Genomic DNA, 11,432 nt, shown 5'->3' with positions numbered 1-11,432 from the left:
TCCCTCCCCTCCTCTTTCCCTTCCCCCCCCCCCCCCCCCCTCCCCCCCACCCCCCCCCCCCCCCCCCCACTCCAACACCCCCCCCCCCCCCCCCCCCCCCCCCCCCCCCCCTCCGCTGGTGTCCGGCTCTGCCGCCGGTCGGTCTCAGCCCATCGGGAACCTGACCTGCCCGGAGACGATCGGGTTGAGGTAGTTCGGCCCGGCGATCTTCAACCGGTTCATCGCCAGGCCGGTCAGGCCCTCGAAGATGGCGCGGCGGGCGTTCATCGTGGTGGAGTACCCGGAGTCCAGGTGCGGCGCGACCTCGACCACGTCCATGCCGATGACCTTGGTCTCGTGGCAGATCCGGCGGAACGCCGGGAACAGCTCGCGGTTGGTCAGGCCGCCGGGCTCGGGGGTGCCGGTGCCGGGGGCGAAGGCCGGGTCCAGCACGTCGATGTCCAGCGAGAGGTAGACGAACTCGGCGTTCTCCTGCACCTCGGCGATCGCCTTGTCCAGCACGGCGTGGAAGCCGATCCGCTCGATCTCCGCCATGAAGTGCGACTTCATGCCCTGTCGACGCATCCAGTTGAACAGCTGGTTGTCGGGGCCGGTGACGGTGCGCAGACCGACCTGGACCACGTTGCCCGCCGGGATCTTCTCGTCCTCGATGATCCGCCGGATCGGGGTGCTGTGGGTGGCCCGGTGGCCCAACTGCGAGTCGTGGCAGTCGGGGTGGGCGTCGAAGTGGATGACGCCGATCTTCTCCGGGCCGTAGACGTCGGCCAGCGCGCCGACGCTCGGCCACAGCAGCGAGTGGTCGCCACCGAGCAGCACCGGGACGGCCCCGACCTCGGCGATCTGCCGGACCAGTCCCCGGATGTGGTCCATCGAGTTAGGCGTGCTGAAGGCGTCCACGGCCGCGTCGCCGTAGTCCACCACCTTCAGCACGTCGAACGGGTTGATCCGGGTGCTGGCGTTGATCACCGCCTCGGGGGCGTTGAAGATGTACCGCTCGTCGGCGCGGATCATCCGCGGGCCGTAGGCCGCGCCGCGGTGGCCGATCGAGGAGTCCAGCGGGATGCCGAGCACGGCGACGTCGGCGTTCCCTGCCTTCAGGTCCTCCTGGTTGAGGCAGAGCGGAACGCCCATGAAGGTCGGGATGCCCGAGTGCGCGGGGGTCGCGTAGTACCGGCGGAGGTCGATCGGCCCCGGCTCGCGGCCGGGCGCCGCCGACCGGTCGATCTCCAGGCGGAACTCGGGCGTCTGAGGCTTGTCGTTCACACACTTCTCCTCGGTGGACGTTACGGCGCATTCCGCATTCGGACGGTTCGCATATTTCGCTGCGGCACCAGCCTAGTTGTGCCGGAAAATCCGCCGAACCCTTGTCCACCTCCTATCCGACCCCTATCCGGCGCGGACCGACCCCTACTGCGGAGGACGTCAAGCTCCTTGCGACACAAGGAGACTGCCATAGGATCGAGTCGCCCGCAGCACATCCCTGACGCCCTCTGCCCGGCGAGCCGGCCAGGCGCGGGAATGCGGATTGAGACCGGCCCGGCAATAGGGAGCGTGGACGCCGCGGGCCCTATGGCCGGCCGGCGCAAGCGAATGCACTCGGGATATCGGCCGAAAACCGGACCGCCGAATGCGAAGAATCGACCCACGTGGAGAAACCGTGAGCCAGACCATCGACAACGCCGCGCCACCGGGCGCCGCGGAACAACCGGTCGGTGTGTTCCTGCTGGCCCTGGTCGGCGCGGTGGCCGTGGCCGGCCCGCGCTCGCTGCTCGCCCGGCCGGCACTCTGGGCGGCGGCCGCGATCGCGGTGCTGGTGACGGTGCCCAGCCTGGTGTGGCAGGCCCGACATGGCTGGCCGCAGGCGGAGATGACGGATGCGATCGCCGCCGAGGACGATTCGCTGTTCGGCGGCCAGGTGCTGTTCCTGCCGCTGGCACTGACCCTCTCCGGCTTCCCGCTGTTCCTGCTGATGTGCGCGGGGCTGTGGCGGCTGCTGCGGATGGAGGCGCTGCGCGACTACCGCTTCCTGGGGTGGGCGGCGGTCGCGGTGACCGCGTTCTTCCTGCTCACCGACGGTCGGGCCTACTACGTCGCCGGCCTGTTCCCGATGCTCTGGGCGGCGGGCGCGGTCTCCCTCCAGCACCGCCCGGCGGCCCGCGGATGGCGCTGGGGCTTCGGCACCCCCGCCTTCGTGATCTGCGCGGCGGTGGCGCTCGCCGGCCTCCCGGTGTACCCGGTCTCCTCGGTCGGCCATACCCCGCAGGGCGCCAACTTCTCCACCACCGAGACGATCGGCTGGCCTCAGCTGGCGGCCACCGTGGCGAAGGCCTACCACGCGCTGCCCGTCGGCCAGGAGTACAACGCGGTGATCGTCACCGACACCTTCTGGGCGGCCGGCGCGCTGGACCGCTACGGGCCCGGGGACGGGCTGCCGAAGGCGTACAGCCCGCAGCGCGGGGCCTGGTACTTCGGCGCACCGCCGGACGACTCCGGCGCCGTACTGTACGTCGGCGGCGACAAGACCGAGCTGCGCAAGGAGTTCGCCAGCGTACGGCAGGTGGCCACGATCGACGACGGCGTGGGCGTGAAGAACACCGAACAGGGCAAGGCCGTCTGGCTCTGCGAGGGCCTGCACACCCCAGGGTCCAAGCTCTGGCCCGGCCTGCGCGCCGTCGCTTGACCGCGCCACCGCCCTTGTCTTTGCGGACTTGTCACCGCTTCGCCTGACGACATGACAGTGGGCCCCGGGATCAGTCCCGGGGCCCACCGCATGTCCGCTCCATCACTGACGACCGCCGCCGGTTGCCACCGGTCGCCTCCGCCCACCGATCGCCGTGGCCGCCGTCCGGGACGGGACGGTGCTCCGTCCCGGACGGCGGCCACGGGAGCCGAGTGCGCCGGGGCCCGCCGACCCGATCGGTCGGCAGGCCCCGGCGGGGTCGGATCAGGACAGACCGAGCTCCTCGTCCAGCAGGCTGAAGATCTCGTCCGCCGTCGCCGACTCGAGCTCGGCGTCGGCCGCGGCCGACTCGGTGTCCGGGCCCTGGGCCTCGGTCCACATCGACAGCAGGGACCGCAGGCGGGCGGTGACGCTGCGCCGCTCCTCCTCACCGGGGGCGAGGTTGGCCAGGATCGACTCCAGACGGTCGAGTTCCGCACCGATCGGGAGCACCGGCGCGGCCGACGCCTCGTCCTGGCGGGTCTCCTCCCGCAGGTAGGCGGCCAGGGCGGCCGGGGTCGGATAGTCGAAGATCAGCGTGACCGGCAGCCGCACACCGGCCAGCGCGCCCAGACGGTTGCGCAGGTCGACGGCGGTCAGCGAGTCGAAGCCGAGCTCGACGAAACCGCGTCCCGGTTCGATCGCCTCAAGGCCGCCGTAGCCGAGCACCGCGGCCACCTGGGTCCGCACCGCGTCCAGCAGGACGCGGTCCCGCTCGGCGTCCGGCAGACCGGCCAACTGCTGGGCCAGTGTGCGTTCTTCGGCCAGCTGGGCGCCCGCTCCCGCCGACGACCGCCGGACCGGCACCCGGACCAGCCCCCGCAGCAGGTGCGGCACCAGCTCGGGATCGCCCTGGGCCCGCAGCGCGGCCACGTCGAGCCGCATCGGAGCCAGCACCGCGTCGTCCTGACCGCCGGTCGCCGCGTCGAACAACGCCAGGCCCTCTGCCGGGGACAGCGGCGCCAGCCCGGCCTTGGCCATCCGGGCCACGTCGGCCTCGTCCAGGCCGCCGGCCATGCCGCCGTCCTGCGCCCACAGGCCCCAGGCGAGCGAACTCGCCGCGAGGCCGCGCGCCTTGCGGTGCTGCGCCAGTGCGTCCAGGAAGGTGTTCGCGGCGGCGTAGTTGCCCTGCCCGGGACCGCCGAAGACACCGGCGGAGGAGGAGAACAGGACGAACGCCGAAAGGTTCTGACGCTCCGTCAATTCGTGGAGGTGCCAGGCCGCATCCACCTTCGGACGCAGTACCCCGTCCAGCCGCTCGGGAGTCATCGTCGAGACGATCCCGTCGTCGAGTACGCCCGCGGTGTGGACGATCGCCGTGAGCGGCCGCTCGGCGGGCACCGAGGCGAGCAGGGCGGCGAGCGCCTCCCGGTCGGCCGCGTCACACGCCGCCAGCGTGACCTCCGCACCCGACTCGACCAGCTCGGAACGCAGCTCCTCCGCACCCGGCACATCCGCACCACGGCGACTGGTCAGCAGCAGCTGCCGGACACCGTACTCGGCCACCAGGTGCCGGGCCACCAGAGCGCCCAGCGCACCCGTACCACCGGTGATCAGAACCGTGCCCTCCGGCCCGAAGGGCCTGGGCTCGGCGGCCTGCTCGGTGACGGCCGGGACCCGGGCCAGCCGGAAGGCGTGCGAGACGCCCTGCCGGACGGCCAGCTGCGGCTCGCCGGAGGCGAGTGCGGCCGGGAGCGCACCGAGCGAGGCGCCGTCACCGTCCAGGTCCACCAGGACGATCCGCCCCGGGTTCTCGCCCTGGGCCGAGCGCAGCAGACCCCAGACCGGAGCGTGCACCAGATCGCTGACATCCGCGTCGGCGGCGGTCGCCACCGCGCCACGGGTCACCACCACCAGGCGGGCGTCGGCGAACCGGTCCTCGGCCAGCCAGGACTGGACGAGCTCCAGGGCGCGCCGGGTGGCGCCCCGGGCGGCGGCGGCGGTGTCCTCCCCGGCGGCACCCGTCCCGGCGAAGGGGGCGAGCACCACCTCGGGGACGTCCCCGCTCGCCGCCAGCGCCGCCAGGTCCGGGTGCACCTCGAAGCTCCGCTCGAAGCCGTCCAGGTCGGCGCCGGTCCCCAGCACGGCCCAGCGTCCGGTCTCGACGGCCGGCCCGGCGGGCAGTGCCACCCACTCGGGGCGGAACATCGACTCCTGGAACGCGCCCTGCGCCGAGCGCAGTTGCTCCGCCGAGACCGCCCGCAGCACCAGCGCGTCCACCGACGCGACCGCCCGGCCCGACTCGTCCGCCAGCCACAGCGAAACGCTGTCCGAACCGGCCGAGGCCAGCCGCACCCGCAGCGCGGAAGCGCCCGCGGCGTGCAGCCGGACCCCGCCCCAGGAGAACGGCAGCCGGGCGCGGCCCGCGTCCTGGTCGGCGTCACGGACCAGACCGCCGAGGCCGACCCCGTGCAGGGCGGCGTCCAGCAGCGCGGGGTGCAGCCCGTACGGCGCGGTGTCCAGGCCGGGCCCGTCCAGCGCGGGCCGGATCTCCGCGAAGACCTCGCCGTCGCGGCGCCAGGCCCGGCGCAGGCCCTGGAAGACCGGTCCGTAGTCCAGGCCGACCGCCGCGGCTCCCTCGTACAGCCCGTCCACGTCGACCGACTCGGCACCGGCCGGCGGCCACTCACCGAGGTCGAACCCGGACTCCTGTGCACCCGGGGCCAGCAGACCGGTCGCGTGCCGGGTCCACGGCTCCTCCGCGGGAGCGTCCTCGCGGCGGGAGTGCAGGCTCAACGCCCGGGCACCCGATTCGTCGGCCGCCCCCAGCGTGAGGCGCAGCTGCACACCGCCGCGCTCGGGCAGCACCAGCGGCGCCTCCAGCGTGAGTTCGTCCAGCAGCTCGCAGCCCACCTCCTCGCCGGCCCGGACGGCCAGTTCGACGAAGGCCGTACCCGGCAGCAGCACGCTGCCCAGTACCGCGTGGTCGGCCAGCCACTGATGCGTCGACAGCGCCAGCCGCCCGGTGAACACGAATCCGCCCGAGTCCGGCAGTTCGACCGCCGCGCCCAGCAGCGGGTGGCCGGCCAGGTCGAGCCCCGCCAACGCCATGTCGCCCGCGGACACGCCCGTGTCCAGCCAGTAGCGCTCCTTCTGGAAGGCGTACGTGGGCAGTTCGACCCGTGTTGACCCCAGGCCGGCGAACACGGCTGGCCAGTCGACGGCCGTGCCACGGACGTAGGCCTGTGCGAGGGCGGCGGTCAGCGACCGTACCTCGGGCCGGCCGGAGCGCAGCACTGGCGCGAACACCGCGTCCTCGTTCACGCACGCCTGGCCCATTGCGGAGAGCACCCCGTCCGGGCCCAACTCCACGTACGTGCGGACGCCTTCGTCCTCCAGCGTGCGGATCGCCTCGTGGAAGCGGACCGCCTCGCGGACGTGGCGCACCCAGTACTCGGCGGTGCGGATCTCGTCCGTGACCGAGCCGGTGAGGGTGGAGACGATCGGGATCCTCGGCTCGGCGAACGTCAGGCCCTCGGCGACGGTGCGGAACTCCGCGAGCATCGGCTCCATCAGCGGCGAGTGGAACGCGTGGCTCACCGTCAGCTGCTTGGTCTTGCGACCGTCCGCGGCCAGCTTCTCCGCGACCTCCAGCACGGCCCGCTCGGCGCCGGAAATCACCACCGAGGTCGGCCCGTTGACCGCCGCGATCCCCAACTCCTCGGCGAGGAACGGCAGGACCTCGTCCTCGGAGGCCTGCACCGCCACCATCGCACCGCCCGAAGGCAGTTGCTGCATCAGTCGGCCGCGAGCAGCCACCAGCTCGGCGGCGTCCGCCAGCGACAGCACACCCGCCACATGCGCGGCGGCCAGCTCACCGATCGAGTGACCAGCCAGCAGGTCGGGCCGCAGCCCCCACGCCTCGACCAGGCGGAACAGCGCCACCTCGATCGCGAACAGTGCCGGCTGCGTGTACCCGGTCTGGTCCAACTCCTCGCCGCCGAAGACCACCTCGCGCAGCGGACGCTCCAAGTGCCCGTCCAGCTCCGCGCACACCGCGTCCAAAGCCTCGGCGAAAGGTGGGAACGCCTCGTACAACTCGCGGCCCATCCCGGCCCGCTGGCTCCCCTGCCCGGTGAACAGGAACGCCAAGCGGCCACCGGCCACCGAGCCCTGCACCACGTTCGCCGGGGCCTCACCGGCCGCCAGCGCGGCCAGCCCGCGCAGGAACTCCGCACGGTCATCGGCGATGACCACGGCTCGCTGCTCCAGAGCGGCGCGCGTGGCGGCCAGCGAGTGGCCGACGTCGGCCGGGCTCAGCCCGGGCTGCTCGTCCGCGACGGCGTGCAGACGGGCCGCCTGGGCCCGAAGGGCGGACTCGCCCTTCGCCGACAGCACCCAGGGCAGCGCCGTGCGAGTGTCGCCCGCCTCGGTCCCGCCGTCCGCCCGCACCGTGTCCTCGGCGGACGGTGCCTGCTCCAGGATGGTGTGGGCGTTGGTACCGCTGATACCGAACGAGGACACCGCCGCGCGGCGCGGACGGCCGGTCTCCGGCCAGGGCTGTGCCTCGGTGAGCAGCGAGACCGCCCCCGCCGACCAGTCCACGTGCGGCGAGGGATCGTCGACGTGCAGGGTGCGCGGCAGCACACCGTGCCGCATCGCCATCACCATCTTGATCACACCCGCGACGCCCGAAGCGGCCTGGGTGTGGCCGAGGTTGGACTTCACCGAGCCGAGCCAGAGCGGCCGGTCGTCGATGCGGTCCTGACCGTAGGTGGCCAGCAGCGCCTGCGCCTCGATCGGGTCGCCCAGCGTGGTGCCGGTGCCGTGCGCCTCCACCACGTCGACCTGGGCCGGGGTCAGCCCGGCGGAGGCCAGCGCCTGCCGGATCACCCGCTGCTGAGACGGACCGTTGGGCGCCGTCAGGCCGTTGGAGGCACCGTCCTGGTTGATCGCGCTGCCCCGCACCACGGCCAGCACCCGGTGTCCGTTGCGGCGAGCGTCCGAGAGGCGCTCGACCAGCAGCATGCCCGCGCCCTCACCCCAGCCGGTGCCGTCCGCCGCCGCCGCGAAGGACTTGCAGCGGCCGTCCTCCGCCAGCCCGCGCTGGCGGCTGAACTCGACGAACGTACCGGGGGTGAACATCACCGTCACACCGCCGGCCAGCGCCATGGTGCACTCGCCGTTGCGCAGGGCCTGGCTCGCCAGGTGCAGCGCAACCAGCGAGGAGGAGCAGGCGGTGTCCACGGTGACCGCCGGCCCCTCCAGGCCGAAGGTGTACGCGACCCGCCCGGAGACGACACTGCTGGAGCTGCCGGTGCCGAGGTAGCCCTCGACCTCGTCGGGGGCGGTCCGCAGTCGGGTGCCGTAGTCGTGGTACATCACGCCGGCGAAGACACCGGTACGGCTGCCGCGCATGGTGGCCGGATCGATGCCGGCCCGCTCGAACACCTCCCAGGTGGTCTCCAGCAGCAGGCGCTGCTGCGGGTCCATCGCCAGCGCCTCACGCGGCGAGATGCCGAAGAAGGCCGGGTCGAAGTAGTTGGCGTCGTGCAGGAAGCCGCCCTCGCGGGTGTACGAGGTCCCGGGGTTGTCCGGGTTCGGGTCGTACAGGGCGTCGAGGTCCCAGCCGCGGTCGGTCGGGAACAGGGAGATCCCGTCGCGTTCCCCGGCGATCAGCTGCCACAGCTCCTCGGGGCTGGTCACCCCGCCGGGGTAGCGGCAGGCCATGCCGACGATCGCGATCGGGTCGTCGTCGGCCGCCACCGCCAAGGCCGTCGCCGGCAGGTCCGACTCCCGCTCGGCGCCCAGGAGTTCGGTGCGCAGGTGGCCCGCCAGCGTGGCCGGGTTGGGGTAGTCGAAGATCAGCGTCGCGGGCAGCCGCAGCCCGGTCGCCGCGTTCAGCTGGTTGCGGAGCTCGACGGCGGTCAGCGAGTCGAAGCCCAGCTCCCTGAACGCCCGTTCGCCGTCCACGGCCTCGGCGCCCGAATAGCCCAGCACTGCCGCGACCTGCCCGCGGACCACGTCCAGCAGCGCACGCTCCTGCTCGGCGGCGGCCAGCGGGGCCAGCCGGCGCACCAGTTCGGACTCGGAGCCCGCGCCGCGCGCCGCCGCCTCGACGGCCCGGCGCACCGGGGTGCGGACCAGTCCGCGCAGCAGCGGGGGCACCAGTCCGGCCGCCGCCTGCGTCCGCAGCGCGGCCGTCCGGACGTGCATCGGGACCAGCACCTCGCCCGGGGACTTCATCGCGGCGTCGAACAGCGCCAGGCCCTCGTCCGAGGAGAGCGCGCTCAGACCCGAACGCTCCATCCTGGCCAGGTCATTGCTGTCCAGGTGCCCGCTGACTCCGCTGCTCTGCGCCCACAGGCCCCAGACCAGCGAGGTCGCCGGCAGGCCGCGGGCCGCACGGTGGTGCGCCAGCCCGTCCAGGAAGGCGTTGGCGGCGGCGTAGTTGCCCTGCCCGGGACCGCCGAAGACACCGGCGGCGGAGGAGAACAGGACGAACGCCGAGAGGTCGAGACCGGCGGTCAGCTCATGCAGGTTCCAGGCGCCTTCGGCCTTGGGCCGCAGCACGCGTTCGATCCGCTCGGGCGTCAGCGAGGACAGCACTCCGTCGTCGGTGACGCCCGCGGTGTGGACGATCGCCGTGAGCGGCCGCTCGGCGGGCACCGAGGCGAGCAGGGCGGCGAGCGCCTCCCGGTCGGCCGCGTCACACGCCGCCAGCGTGACCTCCGCACCCGACTCGACCAGCTCGGAACGCAGTTCCTCCGCACCCGGCGCATCCGCACCACGGCGACTGGTCAGCAGCAGCTGCCGGACACCGTGCTCGGCCACCAGGTGCCGGGCCACCAGGGCGCCCAGCGCACCCGTACCACCGGTGATCAGAACCGTGCCCTCGGGGTCGAACACCTTGGCCTCGGGCTGCGGCGACACCTCGATCCGGGCCAGCCGGAGCGCGTGCGGCACACCCTGCCGGATGGCCAGCTGCGGCTCCTCCGCCGTGAGTACGGTGCCCAGTGCCCGGCGGGACGACGCCTCGCCGTCCAGGTCCACCAGGACGATCCGTCCGGGGTTCTCGGTCTGCGCCGAGCGCACCAGACCCCACGCGGCGGCATGGGCCAGGTCGGTGACATCCGGGTCGGCGGAAGTCGCCACCGCGCCACGGGTCACCACCACCAGCTGGGCCCCGGCCAGCCGGTCCTCGGCCAGCCACGACTGGACGAGGCCCAGGACCCGGTTCACGGTCTCCCGGACGGCAGCGGCGGTGTCCTGCTCCTCCTGGCCGTCCGACTCCTCCTGGCCGTCCGATCCGAGGCAGGGAGCCAGCACCAGGTCGGGAACGTCCCCGCTCGCCGCGAGCGCCGCGAGATCCGGGTAGGCCTCGACGGCCCGTCCGAGATCACCCAGTACCTGCGCATCGCCGCCGAGCACCGCCCAACGCTCGCCCTCGGAAGCCGGGCCGGCGGGCAGCGCCACCCACTCGGGGCGGAACAGCGACTCATGGAACACGCTCTGCGCCGAGCGCAGTTGCTCGGCCGACACCGTCCGCAGCACCAGTGCGCCCACCGACGCCACCGGCCGGCCGGCCTCGTCGGCCAGCTCCAGCGAGACGCCGTCCGAGGCGGCCGCCGCCAGGCGCACCCGGAGCGCAGACGCGCCGACCGCGTGCAGCGACACACCGGTCCAGGAGAACGGCAGCCTGCCCTGCCAGTCGGTCCCCTCGGGAGCCGCCAGGCCGAGCGCGTGCAGCGCCGAGTCCAGCAGGGCCGGGTGCAGACCGAACAGACCGGCCTCGGCCTCGGCCTGCTGCGGCAGGCTCACCTCCGCGAAGACCTCGTCCCCTCGCCGCCAGGCCCGGCGCAGGCCCTGGAAGACCGGGCCGTAGTCGAAGCCGATCCCCGTCAGCGCCTCGTACCGGCCGTCCAGCTCGACCTCGATCGCACCGGCCGGCGGCCACTCGCCCAGGTCGAAGCCGGGCGACTGCGCACCGGGAGCCAGCAGACCGGTCGCGTGCCGGGTCCACGGCTCCTCCGAGGGGGCGTCCTCGCGGCGGGCGTGCAGACTCAACGCCCGGGCGCCCGACTCGTCGGCCGCGCCCAGGGTGAGGCGCAGCTGCACCCCGCCCTGCTCCGGCAGCACGAGCGGCGCCGCGAGGGTCAGCTCCTCCAGCAGGTCGCAGCCCACCTGGTCACCGGCGCGAACGGCCAGTTCGACGAAGGCCGTACCCGGCAGCAGCACACTACCCAGCACCGCGTGGTCGGCCAGCCACGGATGGGTCGACAGCGCCAACCGCCCGGTGAACACCAGTCCACCCGAGTCCGGCAGTTCGGCCGCCGCGCCCAGCAGCGGGTGGTCCGCCGCACCGAGGCCCGCCATGGTCACATCGCCCGCACCCAGCGGCGGCACGTTCGGCCAGTAGCGCTGGCGCTGGAAGGCATAGGTGGGCAGATCCACCCGACGGGCACCCCGGCCCGCGAAGACCGCCGCCCAGTCCACGGCCGTGCCACGCACGTACGACTGCGCGACGGCAGTGGTAAGCGTCTGGGCCTCAGGGCGGCCGGAGCGCAGCACCGACGCGAACACCGCGTCCTCGCTCACGCACTCCTGCCCCATCGCGGACAGCACCCCGTCCGGGCCCAACTCCAGGTAGGTGCGGACGCCTTCGGCCTCCAGCGCCTGGATCGCGTCGCAGAAGCGGACCGCCTCGCGGACGTGACGCACCCAGTACTCGGGCGAGCACAGCTCCTCCGCCGAAGCCGCCTGCCCGGTCAGC

General features: G+C 73.5%; 3 protein-coding genes. 1 reads left to right on the top strand and 2 read right to left on the bottom strand.

What is annotated here, in order from left to right; translation table 11 throughout:
- Positions 1-144: 144 nt before the first annotated feature.
- Positions 145-1,263, bottom strand: a complete 1,119-nt coding sequence (locus tag ACZ5ON_RS34650) for an agmatinase family protein (protein ID WP_465601212.1) — start codon at positions 1,261-1,263, stop codon at positions 145-147.
- A gap of 394 nt (positions 1,264-1,657) precedes the next feature.
- On the opposite strand from ACZ5ON_RS34650, the gene ACZ5ON_RS34645 reads away from it, so the two are divergent.
- Complete coding sequence (locus tag ACZ5ON_RS34645; RefSeq protein ID WP_465601210.1) at positions 1,658-2,680, top strand: glycosyltransferase family 39 protein; 1,023 nt, start codon at positions 1,658-1,660, stop codon at positions 2,678-2,680.
- 264 nt (positions 2,681-2,944) lie between these two features.
- On the opposite strand, the gene ACZ5ON_RS34640 is transcribed toward ACZ5ON_RS34645, so the two are convergent.
- Positions 2,945-11,432 (bottom strand): type I polyketide synthase (locus tag ACZ5ON_RS34640; protein ID WP_465601208.1); only part of this gene is annotated, 8,488 nt, incomplete at its 5' end.

Source organism: Kitasatospora sp. NPDC032150 (assembly GCF_055579945.1).
Note: the sequence above shows the minus strand (reverse complement) of the source record. Positions and strands in the feature narration are given on the sequence as shown.